Annotated in this window: 24 protein-coding genes and 1 tRNA gene; 10 read left to right on the top strand and 15 right to left on the bottom strand. The window is 58.0% G+C overall.

From position 1 onward, the window contains the following. Window positions 1-101 precede the first annotated feature (101 nt). Entirely contained in the window at window positions 102-338 is a 237-nt protein-coding gene (locus MUO32_RS26305) for a hypothetical protein (protein ID WP_257951330.1), read from the bottom strand. A 181-nt stretch (window positions 339-519) separates the two neighbouring features. Here MUO32_RS26305 and MUO32_RS26300 point away from each other — a divergent pair, with 181 nt between their 5' ends. The 3 genes from MUO32_RS26300 to MUO32_RS26295 are packed head-to-tail and all read left to right on the top strand — an operon-like array spanning window position 520 to window position 2070. Beyond that, entirely contained in the window at window positions 520-750 is a 231-nt protein-coding gene (locus tag MUO32_RS26300) for a hypothetical protein (protein WP_257951329.1), read from the top strand. Next, window positions 698-1054 carry a helix-turn-helix domain-containing protein gene (locus tag MUO32_RS29430; RefSeq protein ID WP_374708726.1) on the top strand — a complete coding sequence of 119 codons (357 nt, stop codon included), beginning with the start codon at window positions 698-700 and terminating at the stop codon, window positions 1052-1054. The genes MUO32_RS26300 and MUO32_RS29430 overlap by 53 nt, the downstream gene beginning before the upstream one ends. Then, entirely contained in the window at window positions 940-2070 is a 1131-nt protein-coding gene (locus MUO32_RS26295; protein ID WP_257951328.1) for a tyrosine-type recombinase/integrase, read from the top strand. Before MUO32_RS29430 ends, MUO32_RS26295 begins: the two co-directional genes overlap by 115 nt. Before the next feature lie 124 nt (window positions 2071-2194). Here MUO32_RS26295 and MUO32_RS26290 read toward each other — a convergent pair. From MUO32_RS26290 to MUO32_RS26250, 9 genes are all read right to left on the bottom strand, one after another. Beyond that, window positions 2195-2271, bottom strand: a tRNA-Arg gene (locus MUO32_RS26290). A 9-nt stretch (window positions 2272-2280) separates the two neighbouring features. Further along, on the bottom strand, window positions 2281-2586 hold the full coding sequence (locus MUO32_RS26285; protein WP_257951327.1) for an ETC complex I subunit: 306 nt from the start codon (window positions 2584-2586) through the stop codon (window positions 2281-2283). Window positions 2587-2922: 336 nt separating this feature from the next. Further along, window positions 2923-3288 carry a hypothetical protein gene (locus MUO32_RS26280; RefSeq protein ID WP_257951326.1) on the bottom strand — a complete coding sequence of 122 codons (366 nt, stop codon included), beginning with the start codon at window positions 3286-3288 and terminating at the stop codon, window positions 2923-2925. Continuing rightward, complete coding sequence (locus tag MUO32_RS26275; protein WP_257951325.1) at window positions 3281-4522, bottom strand: hypothetical protein; 1242 nt, start codon at window positions 4520-4522, stop codon at window positions 3281-3283. Before MUO32_RS26275 ends, MUO32_RS26280 begins: the two co-directional genes overlap by 8 nt. Window positions 4523-5144: 622 nt before the next feature. Beyond that, window positions 5145-5414 carry a hypothetical protein gene (locus tag MUO32_RS26270; protein WP_257951324.1) on the bottom strand — a complete coding sequence of 90 codons (270 nt, stop codon included), beginning with the start codon at window positions 5412-5414 and terminating at the stop codon, window positions 5145-5147. Further along, on the bottom strand, window positions 5404-5823 hold the full coding sequence (locus tag MUO32_RS26265; protein ID WP_257951323.1) for a hypothetical protein: 420 nt from the start codon (window positions 5821-5823) through the stop codon (window positions 5404-5406). Before MUO32_RS26265 ends, MUO32_RS26270 begins: the two co-directional genes overlap by 11 nt. 11 nt (window positions 5824-5834) lie before the next feature. After that, window positions 5835-6137: a hypothetical protein gene (locus MUO32_RS26260; protein WP_257951322.1), complete on the bottom strand. Its 303-nt coding sequence runs from the start codon at window positions 6135-6137 to the stop codon at window positions 5835-5837. Then, a complete protein-coding gene (locus tag MUO32_RS26255; protein WP_257951321.1) occupies window positions 6137-6676 on the bottom strand; it encodes a metallophosphoesterase in 540 nt (179 codons plus the stop codon). The genes MUO32_RS26260 and MUO32_RS26255 overlap by 1 nt, the downstream gene beginning before the upstream one ends. 177 nt (window positions 6677-6853) lie before the next feature. After that, window positions 6854-8278, bottom strand: a complete 1425-nt coding sequence (locus MUO32_RS26250; protein WP_257951320.1) for a hypothetical protein — start codon at window positions 8276-8278, stop codon at window positions 6854-6856. A gap of 593 nt (window positions 8279-8871) precedes the next feature. On the opposite strand from MUO32_RS26250, the gene MUO32_RS26245 reads away from it, so the two are divergent. The 7 genes from MUO32_RS26245 to MUO32_RS26215 all read left to right on the top strand — a co-directional run bounded on the left by MUO32_RS26245 (window position 8872) and on the right by MUO32_RS26215 (window position 13132). Beyond that, window positions 8872-9312 (top strand): hypothetical protein, encoded by a 441-nt coding sequence (locus tag MUO32_RS26245; protein WP_257951319.1) that lies wholly within the window; start codon window positions 8872-8874, stop codon window positions 9310-9312. Window positions 9313-9343: 31 nt separating this feature from the next. Continuing rightward, window positions 9344-9760: a hypothetical protein gene (locus tag MUO32_RS26240; RefSeq protein WP_257951318.1), complete on the top strand. Its 417-nt coding sequence runs from the start codon at window positions 9344-9346 to the stop codon at window positions 9758-9760. 359 nt (window positions 9761-10119) lie between these two features. After that, a complete protein-coding gene (locus MUO32_RS26235; protein WP_257951317.1) occupies window positions 10120-11085 on the top strand; it encodes a nucleotidyl transferase AbiEii/AbiGii toxin family protein in 966 nt (321 codons plus the stop codon). A gap of 108 nt (window positions 11086-11193) precedes the next feature. Then, entirely contained in the window at window positions 11194-11589 is a 396-nt protein-coding gene (locus tag MUO32_RS26230) for a hypothetical protein (protein ID WP_257951316.1), read from the top strand. A 114-nt stretch (window positions 11590-11703) separates the two neighbouring features. Continuing rightward, complete coding sequence (locus MUO32_RS26225) at window positions 11704-12543, top strand: hypothetical protein (protein WP_257951315.1); 840 nt, start codon at window positions 11704-11706, stop codon at window positions 12541-12543. Window positions 12544-12606: 63 nt separating this feature from the next. Beyond that, on the top strand, window positions 12607-12915 hold the full coding sequence (locus tag MUO32_RS26220) for a hypothetical protein (RefSeq protein ID WP_257951314.1): 309 nt from the start codon (window positions 12607-12609) through the stop codon (window positions 12913-12915). A gap of 10 nt (window positions 12916-12925) precedes the next feature. Next, a complete protein-coding gene (locus tag MUO32_RS26215; protein ID WP_257951313.1) occupies window positions 12926-13132 on the top strand; it encodes a hypothetical protein in 207 nt (68 codons plus the stop codon). Between the two features lie 21 nt (window positions 13133-13153). On the opposite strand, the gene MUO32_RS26210 is transcribed toward MUO32_RS26215, so the two are convergent. From MUO32_RS26210 to MUO32_RS26190, 5 genes are all read right to left on the bottom strand, one after another. After that, complete coding sequence (locus MUO32_RS26210; protein WP_257951312.1) at window positions 13154-13756, bottom strand: hypothetical protein; 603 nt, start codon at window positions 13754-13756, stop codon at window positions 13154-13156. Window positions 13757-13781: 25 nt separating this feature from the next. Next, complete coding sequence (locus tag MUO32_RS26205) at window positions 13782-14258, bottom strand: hypothetical protein (protein ID WP_257951311.1); 477 nt, start codon at window positions 14256-14258, stop codon at window positions 13782-13784. 208 nt (window positions 14259-14466) lie between these two features. Then, window positions 14467-14751: a hypothetical protein gene (locus MUO32_RS29350; protein ID WP_308311339.1), complete on the bottom strand. Its 285-nt coding sequence runs from the start codon at window positions 14749-14751 to the stop codon at window positions 14467-14469. Between the two features lie 192 nt (window positions 14752-14943). Next, window positions 14944-15345, bottom strand: a complete 402-nt coding sequence (locus MUO32_RS26195) for a helix-turn-helix domain-containing protein (protein ID WP_257951310.1) — start codon at window positions 15343-15345, stop codon at window positions 14944-14946. A gap of 68 nt (window positions 15346-15413) precedes the next feature. Next, window positions 15414-15683, bottom strand: coding sequence for a hypothetical protein (locus MUO32_RS26190; protein ID WP_257951309.1), 270 nt, complete (start codon window positions 15681-15683; stop codon window positions 15414-15416). Window positions 15684-15685 lie beyond the last annotated feature (2 nt).

Below are 15685 nucleotides of genomic sequence, written 5' to 3'. Positions count from 1 at the left end.
CGCCTGAAATGCGGGACTGGCAGATTCGTTCCAAGGCAGATCCGAAAAATCTACCCGTGGGATCTACCCGCAATGTGATCGGCAATCATCGCCTATCGAAATCAACTTGCGCCGTCGCGCGTGTAGAACATGCGCGCGGACATCTCGATGATCGATCGATGCTTTCGCGGGTCGAAGTGCACGGCCGGGAAAGTCTCAAAGAGATACTTTGCAAAGCTCTCCTTGCTTTCCTGCGAATTATCGAACCACGGCTGCTCTATAATTTCGTCGAATACCTCCTTCAGCGCGCCCAGTTCTTCGGGCTCGAATGTGCCTCTGGAGAAAAAGTTGGTGGCCATATCAACCTCCTCAAACCGCCTTCCGCGCTAAAAATATATCGCCCTATTAGCTTGTTCAATATCGATCCGCGCGATGCCACCACAGAAGCAACTGGAGCCGCTGCCATCCGCAATATGGGAGGGGGCGCTTTGATCGATCCACCCGCCTGCGGTAATATCCAAAATTTCTCGGAGGCCGGTCATGGTTCAGATCAAGAAGCTTGAGTGGAAAGCATCGTCTGGCGGCAAATGGCTGAGAGCCAAAGGTCCTGGAAGGACTTACGAAGTCGAGGCAAAAAGCAAAATCCGCGATGAGCTTCAGGACCGAGCTCAGGCTGACGTTGAAGCAGTCATCCGCTCATGGATCATTGAAGGCGACGATGATGTCCCGGCCGGCCGCGACGCTCTGGAGAAGGAGCAAGGCGATGGGTGAGGTATCGGCCGATCTTCTGACGCCGGATCAGGCGGCGCAGCTCCTCACCATTTCAACAAAGACCTTGCGCGAACACGTCAGGGCGGGAGAGATTGCATTCATCCCGACAGGCCGGGGTGAAAAGCGCGTTCGGATGGGCTTTGATCGCAAGGACATCCTGGACTTCATCGAAAGCCGCAGGAAACGAGCATGTCCGTCTACAAGCACGCAAAAAGCCCCTTCTACCAAATTGAGTTCCAACTCAATGGTCATACTTTTCGAGGATCTTCAAAGACCCGGAACAAGAAGGAAGCCGAAGCCCTAGAGCGAGCTTGGCGCATAAAGGCTATGGCTGAGATTGAGGAGCGGCGCCGGTCCACCACCGGCCCGCTCACCCTTTCTATGGCAGCCGGGCGGTACATGACAGAGGTCATGACGGGCAAGGCGTCTGAGGGCGATACCTATCGATCGCTCGAGCGATTGATCAAGTCGATCGGTGGCGCCACGCGAATGGACCAGGTCACCGATGTCCATGTGGCGAGCTTCATTGCCAAGCGACGAACAGATAACCGATACGGGAAAAAGAAAAAACACGACGACAGTGCTATGGGCACTGTCTCCAACGCTTCGATCAACCGTGAGACGGCGGTGTTGAAGCGGCTCTTCATGAGGGCGCGCAGGACCTGGAAGCTTACCTTGTCGAACGAGCCGGACTGGCGCGGGCATATGCTGCCGGAAGAAGCCGAGCGAGTTCGTGAGATCCAAGAGGACGAGGCCGACATTCTCTATAGCGGCCTTCGAGACGATTACCTGCCATGGCTTGAATTCGCGCATATGAGCGGCCTGCGGCTCAACGAGACCCTTTTGCGCTGGACATCAGTCAACTGGAAAACTGGCCAGATCCGCACGAAGGGCAAGGGGAACAAGTGGGTTGTGACCCAGATCACGCCATCGATTCGCGCAGTTCTCGAGCCCCTGATCGGCCACAATCCCGAATTCGTCTTCACCTACGTCGCAAAACGCTCGTCCAAACCCGGAGGAAAAATACGCGGCCAGAGATATCCCCTTACTTACTCTGGCATCCAGAGCCATTGGAGACGCTTCAAGGACAAGAGCGGGATCACCGACCTGCGGATCCATGACATTCGTCATGATGCAGCGTCGAAGATCGTTCGCGAGACAGGCAACCTAAAGGTGGGGCAAAAGCTGTTAAACCACAGCTCAATCTCGGTGACGGCGAAATACGCTCATGTTCTCGACACCGAGGTTGCCGATGCGATGGAGCGAGTAGCCAAAACAAGGGAGAATCGGAAAGGCGGTATGAAGGGAAATGGCCAGTGACGTCCGGGAGTTTTCCGGGACTCGTCGTGCCGCTTTCGGGATTTCGTCGCCGTTTCGTTCCCTTATTCCCCGACTCGATGGCAACAGCGGCAGAGAAATAAAGGAACAATATCAAACAATTGAGTGGCGACCCCTGCAGGGCTCGAACCTGCGACATTCTGCTTAGAAGGCAGATGCTCTATCCAGCTGAGCTAAGGGGCCGAAGGACTTTCAGTGGGTCCAAGGCTGCGTGCGGCTGAAGCGGAAATTGTCCGGATAGGCGCAGCGCTTGCGGGTCGCCTCCTTAGGCTCGATCAGGCGAAACTCGATCCCGTTGCGCTCGGCATAGGCAATCGCGTCTTCGCTGGTTTCGAAGGAAAGCTTGATCTGCTGGTACATGTCGCCGGAGCTCGTATAGCCCATGATCGGGTCGATCGTCCGCGGCTTCTCGGCATCGAACTCCAGAACCCAAAGGTTGGACTTGGCCTTGCCCGACTGCATGGCGGTCTTGGCGGGACGATAGATCTTCGCGGTCATCGAAGCAGCTCCAGAATTCTCGCATAAAGGCACGCCGTTCCGCCGGCGCGCGTCCGAGAATGCATAACCCAGATTCCGTAAAGGGGGAATGACCGGAAGAGCATTTGGCATCGAAACGCCCGCCGATGGTCGGAGTGGAGAGATTCGAACTCCCGACCCTCTGGTCCCAAACCAGTGACACGCTCGGCGTTTCCTGGATTCTTGGTACCCGTTGAGGTGCGTTAGTTCCCTTTCGTTCCCCGACCGTTCCGTTGATACGGTGGCGGTTAGGTGGCGGTGCCACCCAACAATCGACCGGTTCTGTGAACAGTTGTCCACAGAATGTCAAGTCCAACATCAATGCGCTCGGATGGAAACGTGGCCTTGCTGTTTCGCTGCACGCCACTTCTCAGCGATCTGGAAGTGCCTCTCAGTCTCTTGGTCCGGCACAAGATGCGCGAGGTTCAGTTGGAAAAGTCCATTCAGATCACCCACGATGACGACGTCACGTGGCAGATGGTCAGCGATTTCTTGCCTGACAAATCGGGTATCCGCGCCGATCTTCTTCAGGAAGCCCGCCGTCCTCGCAATACGGTTCCAGACATCTTCGTCCTCGATCAACGCTTCTAGACCATTGGAGGACAGTCTCGAAACAACGAACGATTCAAGGGAGTCCAGCACCGCCTCCGCACGCAAAGCGTTCTTCAGAGTGATCTCAGCCATGTGCGCCAGTGCCTCCTACGACTTTCAGTTCGGGTTTCGCACCGGGCCTCGGCCGCCGGGGCTGTTTCGCGTCTAAGACACGGTGGACGGGTGAGTATTCCCCGGGGATGACGTGCGAATAGACCTTTTTAATCATCTCCGGCTCCGCCGACAGGTAAACGCCGACGTCATCAACGCTGACGCCTCCCTGAAGGAGAATCGTCGCAGAGGTGTGCCGCAGCGAATGCCGGTTAACGAGTGCCGCGCGCTCTTCCGACAGCACCTTGTTTTTAAGTGTCCAGAAGCCTTTTCGGCAGTCAGCTGGACGGCCTTGATACTCACAGAGATACTTCGTCCCACGAGTCTTCCCGATGCCGTGGTGCCAGATTTTCATCAACGCCAACAACCGCTTCGGGATTTTGACCGGGTCAGCCTGCTTGTTGTCAGGAACAAACTCCCCTTCAGGGCGGCGATAGAAGATGCCGCTTTTGAGGTCGATCCACGGCCGTCCCTTTTCGAGGACAAACGATGCCTGGATGATGCGATTGGCTCGACTCCCCGTTAGAACCGCCACCAGGATGAACTTCGCGATATGGGAGGCCATGCGATAGGTCTTCTTCCCATGCCATGTGTGCCGTGTGCGCATAGCCCCTTTGTACATCGCGATGACCTCGTCGACGTCGAAGTAGTGCATCCGCGGCTGAAGGCGCGGGACCACGAAATTTAGCTGCTTGTCGTACTTCTTCAGCTTGCCCTCGGATGCCGCGAAATTGATCATTGACCGCAAGAGGATGAGTTCGTTCCGTACGACGGACACGCTCTTTCCCTCCTGGTACTTGGTGGAGTTCTTCCGATTGATCTCGGACACCATCTTCTCGCCCCAGAATGCCGTCAGGCGCTCAACCTGGCTGAGAAACTCCCTGCGACGAGGTTTCGTCATCTTGCCGATTTTTTCCTCGTGCTCGAGGAGGTAATAGACGATCAGCTCACCGATCTTCACGAACTCGGCTTCGACGTTGACCAGCCCCTGTCCGGCCTGATGCGCGTATTTGGCAGTCTTGTATTCGTGCAGTTTCAGCTCCGCCTCCGCGGCGGCTACCTGAGCTTCTTCAGGATTGCCGAAACCGCATCCTGTGCTGTGACGGGCTTCGCCGTCGGCGATGATGAAGGTGCCACGGTGAGTGAGACGGCCGGACGCGTCGTAGCGGGCGTTGCGCTTGATGAGGTACGGTCCGTAGTGTTTTTGCTTCGGCATGCTTCAAGCCACTCCTCGATCTGCGCCAGTGTCGTTTTGTTCTTCGAGCTGGTGTTCGTAGTTCCCAAAAGCCCGGCATTGACGGCTGCGCGCAGCGTCTTCGCCGACACGTTCGGTCCGGGGATGCTCAGACTGACGTTGTGATACAACTCACCCCCTAGCACTGGCAGGCATGCCGCCTGTTCGAGGGACAGCGGCTCGTTCAGATGGGGAACATGACGGCCAAAGCCACGTTCGACCCTGCGGAGGTCCCCGACTGCGTCCATCAGACGGTTGAGGACTTTGGCATCATCACGTTGCCACTGCCGCACGTTGGCATCCAACTTCTCCGTCTGGGCATTCATGCGATCGATTACCGCATTCCAGTCTGGCCCTGCTGTCTTCGTCTCACCCATATCATCTCCAACTCGGCACTTAGGTGGCGGCAAAAAGCGCATCAGGAGTTCGCTTTGTCAACAACTATTTCACAACCGGAGATAAATTCTTAAATCAGTTTACAAATGTAGCAGAACGGCCAATTTCTGCGACATTTGTAAATTGATTTCAGTAGCTTGTCGGAGTCTTTAATTAATCGAGATGAATTTAGTAGAATTGGAACTACCTTCTCGAAGAATTCAAGAATTCAACCCTTCCGGGTGTCCGTTGAGTTCTTGATTTTCGAGGTCCAGAGTTCGGCGAAAGGCTCCCTCAGGTCTTCGTATGCATCGGCGGACCGGTGCGGCGTCAGGCGCGCGCCTTCGACGTATCGGCGAAGTAGAGCCTCGGTCTCTTGGCGCAGCGGTTCGGGGATCGCCACGTCCAGCGGCAGGCATGCGTTATTGAAGCGGACCGAGTACCAGATGTATTCCGCCGCAGCTCCCACGACGTCGTGGATATCGGGTTCAGGCCGCATGACGTCGCACCTTCATCCCACGACGGGCTTGGCATTCCGGGCATAGCGGGCGACGGCCCTCGGGCGCGTCAACGAGCCACCCGGGCTTGCCGTCTTCATAGCACGTCCACGCCGACAATAGTCGTGCCTTAGCGGTCACCTCTTGCATCCTGTCGAGCAAGGCGGTGTCGAATTCGACGACGTCTCTGATCTGATCGTGAATGCCGCCGCCGTCCAATGGCACCACACCGACGTCGATGCACATCATCCCGTGCTGATCCTTATAAAGCGCCCCAATGCGGATGTCGGGGTGCAGCGCCGTCAGGGCTTCGATTGCCGTCGACGCCGGCTCAAGCCATCCGCCCGAAATCTGGACGAGGCACGGCTGGCTCAGATAGCGCTCGTACTTCGACGCCAGGACGTGTGACATCAGGCTCTCCATCAGTTTCGAACTCCAAGTTCGGCCGTCGCGGCGGATGCACGGGCAATGATGTCGTCGATGAGCTTCATGCCGGGGTCGGACACCAACTCGCGAGCGCAAGCGATCTGGAACGTGATGTCGCCCTCGGCGTCCCGAAGAATACCGATAACGATCGTGAATGCGCGAACCTCGGTCGGCAGGTCACAGAACTCCTGCATTGCCTGATGAACAGCGGGCATCCATTCGTCCGGGACGGCAACGCGTGCGCCGGGAGAGATCATCGCACCGTACTGTGCGTTCAGTTCGTGATCGGGTTTCGTCATCAGATCATCCCTTTCGTCAGCTCGGAGAATGTTCTCGGCGCGTAGCCGACGTCGGCGCAATCGACACCGACGTCGCGGCTACGGCCCATTGCAGGCAGGTTGCCATGCGAGTGTCCGTAAAAATGGAAGCTGCCCTTATGTGAGCCAGGCCACGTCCGGTGCGCGTAGTGAGAAAGGTAGACGCGGTGACCCTCGTCCGTCGTCTCGAGGGCCGACGTCGGCGAGATCATCCAGTCCAAGCGAGCGAGCGTCGGATGGATTTTGTTGACCTTCGCATAATCGTGGTTGCCGAGGATGAGGACCTTGGAGCCCTTGAGACGGGAGAAGATATCCCGGACACGATCCTCGTCGCCGAGGTTCATCGAGAAGTCGCCCAAGTGGTAGACGATGTCGTTGTCGCCGACGACGGCGTTCCAGCGGTCGATGAGCGCCTCGTCCATTTCCTCGGTCGAGGCAAACGGACGGCCTGGATGCGTCAGCATCAACTGGTGGCTGAAGTGGGAGTCGGCGGTGTAGAACTTGCGTCGATAGAACGACATAGAAGGCTCCTGCGAATGTAACAATAGCGTTGGCGGCCCCGTGGGCGGTCAGTTCGCTATGGCTATTCGCAGTGCGTTCATGTCTTTCGGCTCCGTGTTCTGATCTGGTTGTGCCGGGCACCGAGTCTGCAGTCAACGCGGGGGCCGCGTATCCGGTTAACAGAGTGCGATCGACGATCAGAAAGGTATGTCGGCGTTGTCACAGTCGGCGGAACCCAGGAACTCCGTTGGCTCGGGCATGCCGTAGTCGTAGTTATCGACACCGGTCATTTCATAGACGTCGTCTTCGACCTCGGTCTTCGGGACCTGAGGCTCGGCAACTAGGATCGGCGTCTTGAGTTTCGTCGGTCGGGGCTTGGCGACGCCGACGTCTTCCGCGACGTTGAACGTGCCGAACCGCGAGAAGTCACGCTTGTCGAGCCAGTATTCGAGCACGTCGTCCGCTCCATGCGTGTCGATCAGAGCGATGAACTCGCGCCCGGATAAACCCACAAAGGTGTCGTCGGCATACGATGTGGCACCACGGACATCCATTCTCCACTGCTCCGCGACCATCAGTACGCTGCTGCCGAGCCATGTTGCCGCCTGTCGGAGGCGCGTGATCGTCGGGTAGCGCTCCGCCGGAACAGACATGATGCCCGTGTTGTCGGCTTTGACCTGATCCAGCGCTTCCTTTGTGAGACCCTTGGGCTTCAGTTCCTTCAGACGCTTCGCGGCGTTGCCGAGTTCAATGAGAACGGCGTCGTCGGAGCCGCAACCCACAATGAACGAAATCTTGAAACGGCGGCGGGGTCCCGAAATCGCAAGGAGATCGTCCCGGACGCGACCGATGACGTCTTCGATAACGTTGGACTTTGTGTTGTCGAGACCGAGCGCGGCCGCGAACGTTGCCCTGTCGCCGCCCAGCAGTTTCCGATGCGACCAGTGCTTGCCCGCCTCGTAGGAAGCCTTGATGAAAAGACCGGTGGTGAACTTCGACCTGAAGTGCGCAATAGCGTTGATGTCGATCCAGCCGTAATCCCGGGAGTTGATAACTGCCATGCGAAGCACGTACGGCAGCGCGAACGTAACGACGCCATCGGCGATATCGAACGAGGCGATCATCGGCATGGCGACACGCCCATGCGCACCCGGCTGGTTGACGTGGAGCGACATCGACAGAGAAGCCAGCTTCTCGATCGACTGGATAATGCGGCTGGCGCGTGCGACGCCGAGGAAGTCCTGCAACGCCGCGAGTGTGATCGTAGCCGTGCCTTCCTCAATCCCGTGATGACGGGCCTGAGCGAACAAGCGCCAGAAGACGGCAATATCCTGTGCGTTGAGCGCCTTGACGTCTATACGGAGGGTCTCGACGACCACCCGGGGAATTTCGACTCGCGGCGACGTCTTCTCGTTCGAGATCGAGGTTTCGAGGTCGAGGTCGGCGGCCTTGATGCCCGCGCGCTGATATCCGCGGATGATGTTCGACCCGGAGTTTTGCCAGATGTAGTCGCAAGGCAGACCGTGCTCATTGTACGCAGACAGCCAAGTCCCGCGCTTGCCGTACAGCGGATGCCGCGGCTTAGCGATTTCGTCCAGATCGGTTGGCTGTTGAGTGTTCATCTTGTCTCCCCTGTAACAATGATTGCCGTCGGCGAAGCCTAGCGCAAGTGTATCGGACAAGATTTTCTGAGAGTTGGCGATAATAGTCAGTGATCACGGCGATTCATACCGACGGCCGACGGTGGTATGACTGAAAACTATATGCTGGTTTCTTAGAGCGCTGGATTCTGGTTGCTAGAAGCCCTTGCGATAGCGCATCGAAGTCATGGGTTCGGAAGAAACCAAGACTCTGGTTTCAAGGGCTTCGCGAATAAGAAGAACGGGGCGCTTCGCTTGTTCTGGTTTTGTCAGCGTGCCCAGTGGCGGAGCCTGAAGCAAGCGGAAAGCGGAGCGTCGACAACAGTGAGCGTCAGCGCAGGTTGATAGCAAGACACTGTCGTCCTCGGGTTCAGAGTTCTGTCGACTTTGGTTTCCCACTTCCATGACCACAAGGATACAGTTCTTGAACGAAGTTTGGCGGAGCCGTCGTTTCGAGGCGCACAAAAATGCAAAGTTACATGTAACCAAAATAATTATGGCTACATGTAGTTTTCGATTGTGGGATGTTCCGCCGACGGGCAAGCTCTAGGTATTGGACGCCGCGGGAGAGAAAGATGGCAGCCACTACCTTGGAAATTTCGATGCTTGAAGAACTGATCAGCGAGCCGTCAGCAACGAGGAGACGCCCAGGTCGTCCGAGACGTCAGGACCGTACCGGTGAAACCGAGGACGAGCGTAGGTCTCGGAAGTCCGCCGAGCAAGCCGAAAGGCGGAAGAATCAGAAAGCAAAGTCCGAGGAGCGCGGGTCCGTCCTCCGCGACGCCGACACAACCCGACAGGCGTTGGCCGACGCCGCGATGATCCTGCTCCAACGCGGCGGTCCCATCGCTGACGAGATCGAGGCTATGCTCGCCGAGGTCTTCCGGTATGAGGTCGGCGCGCCGATGTCGATCCGCGCGGAATGTGTGAACCTGAGCCTGAAGCCGAAGTACCTGTCGTATCCGGAGATGAGCCGCGAGGAACGCGTCAGACGGATCAAGCTCGCGATGCTTTGAGATGATGTGAGTTTGGGACACGGATGTCCCATTGTCGATTTATGACGACGTGCGGCGGCTGGGTCTCTCGGCCGCCGTTTTGTCTCATGCATCGAAACGCCGTTTCATGGGGTTCGAAACCGCGTTTGGGGAGATCGCAGTCATGCCAAGGGAATTCTACAAGACAACAGAGCGGCAGCGCACGTCGGCCCAGCGCACCAGGAGCGGACGGAAGGCTGTCGGGAAACCGCAACCGTCGGCGATCGACGAGGCACTGTCGGCAGCCGTGAAGGCGGCGCTGCGATCACTGAAAAAAGACGGCGACGGTCAGGTCCTAAAGTCCAGCTTGCTCAACCGCATTTTCGACCACGCTATCGACCATCTGGTCGAGGTCCGCGCACTCGACCGCGAGCAGTCCCGGATCGCTCTGACTGCTCGACTGATCAAGCGCCGTCGGTATGTCGCCTGATGTTCGATTTCGGATGATGCTGGGGTCATCCTTTCTCTTCGACCTACGCTGGCGGGCTTCCCTGCCTCGCGTTTCAGTGCGTTTATCCGATTTCCCCCCATTACTTCGCAAATGTGAATCGGCGTTACCCGGATAAACGGAGTTTCCCAATTTGACGGCTGCGGCCGCCGACACCATGATCATCGACGGGCTCTGCAATCGACTGTGAGGGGTCCCCCGCCTGGAGACAGGTCCACCCGGAATGGGAGATATCGTGAAGAGGTCGTCGAGTTCGCAGGGAGGTTTCGGCCTCCCTGTTGTTTTTGTACCTTGCATCGCCGACGGCCACTGTTTCCTCAAAGTCTGGGGAGACATTCGACATGCCGCACTTCAACATTTCCGCCGAAGCACTCGGTCACAAAATCAAAGACGCCGCGCGCCGGCACAATCTCGACACCGCGAAATTCGCCAGCCGCTACGCCGCGCAGCGCGTACTCGACAAGCTCGATCTATACCTGACGCCGTTTTTTATCACAGGCGGACAGACGGTCGATCCACGTCTCCGGGAAACCGCCGACGCCGACATCGTCGCCCTCCGTAGGGTTTCGAACCGCGAGATGCACACGGCCTTCAAATGCCTGGTGCGCGACGTCAAGAGTGAGGGAGTCGAGATCATCGCACTGTCCGACACTCCTCGCGAGATCGCCTTTACGTTCGGGAACCCGGCTGATCGTTGGCAGATCACTGCCATGGCGGGCGGCATTCGTGCCAATTTCGGGCTGGACGTCGGCTGGTCTAACGGCTGGGGATCGCGACCTATCGAGCACATCAAGGCTCGGGAAATCCCGTCGCTCATGAACGGTGTTCCGGCATTCCGCGCGGCGATGCAACCGCAGTCAACGTCCGTCGCCCAGAAGGTCCTCGCCGTGCTCATGCAGCCGTCCACCGATTTCCGGGTCAAGCACCTGGCCGATGTCGTAAGTCCACATATCTGGTCGCCGCGACCCGATCCCCGGATGATCGCGCTCGAGATACACCGCATCTGTTTTGACCGCGGCATTCCGATGTCCTCGGTGTGCCCGCAGTATCCGGAGAGCCTCCGGTGGTCGGCAATGGAGAGGCTTGAGAAGACCTGGGATAGCGACGCCAACGCATCGCGGACGGGTCTGACCCTGTTCCAGGCCTGGGCCGACATCAACGCGCTGTGGGCCGACGTACATCATGAACTCGAGCGCGGGATAGCTGATGACTCGCGCCGATCCAAAAACATGCGCATCCGGCCAAGACTGTCTGAAGTACAGGTCCCCGCAAAGCGACCTACAACGGCACGTTCGGTCAGGACGTAACCGACCGAGCAAAGAAATATACAGTAAAATATACAAAGGGGTTGCTTCATTCCGCCGATGGAGCAACCCTTGTTACGAGGGCAACATTCCGCCCACTGGGGAACTACTATGAAGACTGCATTCTACACACTTCTTGAGAACGAAACCCGTCCGCACACCATCTTCGGCAACATCCACCGTCGGCAGAACGAGATCGAATGCGCTCGTGTCAAAGCTGGATCGACAGCGTTTGAGACGCTCAACGACGAACAGGTTCTTGATCTCTTGATCTGCTCCGCGTTTGCTGCACGTGTCTCGAACAGCGAGGGGCGCACCGATATTGACGTGTTCAGCGCCGCCGTTGACCGCATCGACGCTCGCCCGCACAGGAGGACTTACGAGGTCCTGGGGCGGGTTCTCGGGAGCCGCATCATCGGCCCGGAGCAACATGACGAATACAGAGCAATTATGATCGGCAGCATGATTGCTCTTCATGCTGCCTTGGCGACAGACGTCGCCGCCTGAGCACCCCGTTTACCAGGAAACGAACAGAGCCGCCCACGGGCGGCTTTTTTCATGCATCACCCCGGACATCATCATTCCCAGAGACTATGTCGACTGCGATGGGGAGTGAGCGCGATGATGGACTACACTGACGACGAGCGGATCGGCATCAAAATCCTTCTCAATGAACTGGACGCAGAGCCCATGCGCATGGTCCACCAGGTCATCCCTGAACTCATTTCGGAATCGATCGGCAGGCATTTCATCAAGTGGGCGCGTCAGATCGACCGCGACGTCGAAGCGGGTGCGGATGCTCCGCCACCGTCGCGAGACATGCGTAGCTTCGATGCTACGCACCGGAGATGGACGATCTTCGCCGATCAGTTCCTCGGGACATATCAATACGAACTCGTAGAGGTGATTGACTGGCTCCTGCTCGCGGGCGCGGAGCATCACGCCTGGCTTGCTAGAGTTGACGACAAAGGGCGGCCGCTCAAGCTTATGAAATGCGGGACTGTTGAGGCGCTGTACAACGAGTCGGTAAAATCCATGCGCGGCCGCCATCCGCAGCACAAGACAAAGCGCGACCTCTCGGCCGACGACGAGCGTTTCGTCGCCGATCTCGGTGCAGGCTATTCAGTCGTCGAGATGTTGTCCCCAGCCGCCCTGGACGTCGAAAGCTTCAGGATGCGTCATTGTATCGGAAACGGTTCGTACGACCGTAAACTACATCACCCGGGGTTCTACTTCTTCTCGGTCCGAGACGCATCCGGTCAACCGTGCGCGACCGTCGAGCTGACGCCGAAACTGATCGACGGTCAATTCACGAGCGTCATCCGGCAATTCCAGGGGCCGCGCAACACAGCTCCCGAACCCTTCCTCGTCGACCTGTTCATGTCCGCCGTCGACGACATCATGACGTATGGCGTGCCTGTCGCAACGTCTGCGCCACGGCCCTCCGTCGGCCGATTTTGATCCTGTCGTCCGCCAACACCACAATGACTGTAGCCGCCATGGGAAGCGGCAGGGGAGATCACGATGGAAGAAGAACTCGACGTACTGGTCCTGAGCCTGGAGGCAATCGAAGCATACGACGGCTTCTCTCCGCGACAGCGCGAGCAGATCATGCCTTATGTGCGCGGCCTGGCGACGTACAAAGCCACGCGGCCGGGTGCCGCCCTCGAAACCAACGTCATCGATCTCGAGCAGCACACGATCCGCCGCAAACTCGAGGCCGCTATCAAGACGTCGCGGAAATCGGCGCTTGCCGATGGTCTGCGTGTGCACCAGGCTTATGCGTACAGTGTGAACGAATTCGGAGACGTCGAGTATCCGGACATCGACTGACGGAGAGCAGATGCCGCGAAAATCAAAGCCCGAACCAATGCTGACCAGATGGGGCCGCCCGTGGCGTCACGACGACGCCCAGCTCGCCGACCAGTTAGAACGCGAGGCGGACGATCTCCGCAACCGTCTGCGCTATGCGGACAACGGCCGCGAACGAGAACACATTCTCGACGACATATCCCGGATCGAGCGCACGCTCTGCCACATGTGCTGCTAACCCCGCCGAGTGCGGGGTCTTTCATTTGCGGCAGTCTTTTCCCGTCTCGGGATGCTCCCAACCCGACTTGATCGCGGCAACCCTGGCGTCGCGCCCCGGATGGGATTTCGAGGCCCGCCCCGCGAGGATCGGCAGCACGCTCATGGCCGCATCGAGGGGCATCCCCGCCTTGCGCATAGCCGCAGCGGCGAAACGGTCGGCCTCAAGTTCGAGGCTCGGATCGCCATGCTTGCCGAGGTGCCCGCAGTAGTGATGTCCAAGTTCGTGCGCGATGATCATCTGCGCCCCGTTGCCGCCGACCTCCGACGATAGCCTGCGATCGTATAGGATCAGCCGATTGCCGTCCTGAACCGTCGCCAAGGCATTCAGTCCGATCTCGGCGTTCATGGGATAAATCTGGCACTCCTCGCCGACCTTCAGCTCCATGGCGTCGCAGAGATCGAAGAACATGTACATGTAGTCTTCGAACGCCGGAACCGCCCATACTCGCTGCTTCCCGATGATCATGTGCATCGCGGGCGCAGTCTCGTCTACCGTGACCTCAACGCCGTCCTCGGCGACGGCCGTAGACAAGTGGAGTGAGGCGAGAACGAGCAATGACAGGTATATTTTCATCGTTTTCATTTGCCTCGGATCGGCTGTCGCTGCATCAAAACTTCCACCAAATCAACGCCAGCAATAGTGGGATCAACCACCAATATTTCATGAAAGTCTGCTTCGAGGTTTCGAAATCATTCGAAGCTTTGAGCTTGCGGGCGTCTACTCCCGTTAGCACCTCAATTTTGAAGCCCTCAATGGTCTGCTTCTTCTCGCCGTAGACAAATTTTTCTCCGTGGACGATCTCGTTCACACGCCCGACAGCCCCGTCGTCAGGGTCTTGATCGGTTGCCTTTCGCACCCAGAGGATATCGTCGGCGTCCGTAAGCTCTCCGATGTCTTGGCTTCGGAATCTGACCGTGTATGGCGGCAGGTCTGAAATCAGCTCTCCGGTTTCGTAGTCCCTTCCGATCCTGAACTTCCAATCGATCTCGACTTGGTCGTCTAGCTTGAAGAACAAACGACCAGAGTGTTCAGCGCTTTCGCGCCAATGGTCATTTATTTTCGCAAATACAATACGTCGCGCCACGTCCAGTCCCTCAAATGCCCCTCGGCATTAACACCATGATTCCTTGCGGCCCGTCCACGTGTGCGCCAGCCCCTCGCTTACCAGCACGTCACCGAGGCTCTTCCCGTTGCGGACCAAGACCCTGAGCTTACGGCCATATCTGTCCTCGTCGCGCCCCTCCCACGCTCTCGTCTCGAAAGGTCCAGCGTTTACTAGCTCTATCAGCCTTCTAGTTGCCTTCTCCGAGGGCCTTCTCGGCTGCGCATTTGGGCGACCCAATCTCAGGCGTGTCGATATCGGCGATCCTCACTTTCATTCCGGAATGCCAGAGAGTGTCGCCATCGACGACGCAATGCGCCCTCACTGCGCCAACACACCGGGCAAACGGTTTAACGGATACTTGGGCAACAGAGCTTTTCGGCGGCACATCGTTGTCGGTGACAAGATACATCACTCCCGCGCCCGAACAGAACGCGATCGTCATCGAAACCGCTATCAATTGCTCGAATGCCATATTTGCCTCCCTGCAATTCTCGACACCACGTTAACCCGGACAGGTTGAGGCCTCGGAAACGGGTCGCGGACAATTTGAAAAATCGCGCTGGCGAAAACGATGGGTACCGTCGGCGGGAACACAATCACCCGAATGCCGAAGACCCCGTCCTCGCCAACGGGGTCTTCGTTTTCTCAATCTCATGTCAGGAGATCAGAAGCCGACGAACTTGCCGTCGGCCTTATCGATGACTTCGACGCCTTCGGTCTTCGCCGACTTCCACGCCTTGCCGACCCGCCGCGGCACGGCATCCCGCAGCTGCATCATCGTCACCACGTCGCGCGCTGGGTCTGCGATATCGATCAGGGCGTCCAGGCGACCGAGCGCGTGGAGCGCCATGGCCAGCGTATTGATGCCAATTCCCGGATCGCCGCCCTCCAGGCGGTGCAGCGTCGCCCTCGAAATCCCAATCCGATCCGCGAAGTCCTGGGCCGTCATCTTGCGCGCACGGCGAGCGAGGGAGATGTCCTCACCGAGTTTCCGAAGACCGCGTTCGACGCGCGGGTGGACGACGTTGCCGCCTTTCGTCGTGGGGATGTTGGGATTATCGGCCATGTCTCATACTCGATACGTTAGGGCGCGTAACGTCTCATATATGCGACACAAGTCAACGGATTTCGATGTCAGGGCTTTGGCGTGAACATGCTGTGCGACAGGCGATAGGCAACGTAGCCGATCGCGATGCAGCCGAACGTCGCGAGCCAGAATAGGAGGCTGAGGTCCGCACCCGTACGGCACCTGTCACCGATCCTCTCGACGATCTCGCAGACGCGCTCGAGTTCGGCCCCGAGCTTCCCGAACATGCCGCGGGTAATCCAGAATGCCACGCCGAAGGCGATCAGGCCAACGATGGTCTGGCGCTTGGAGTTGGTGATGGGGAACTCGTTGAACATGG

It is taken from the genome of Shinella sp. CPCC 101442 (assembly GCF_024704725.1).
Classification (GTDB): Bacteria; Pseudomonadota; Alphaproteobacteria; order Rhizobiales; family Rhizobiaceae; genus Shinella.
The sequence above is the reverse complement of the archived record's forward strand: the minus strand, read 5'-3'. Positions and strand labels throughout refer to the sequence as shown.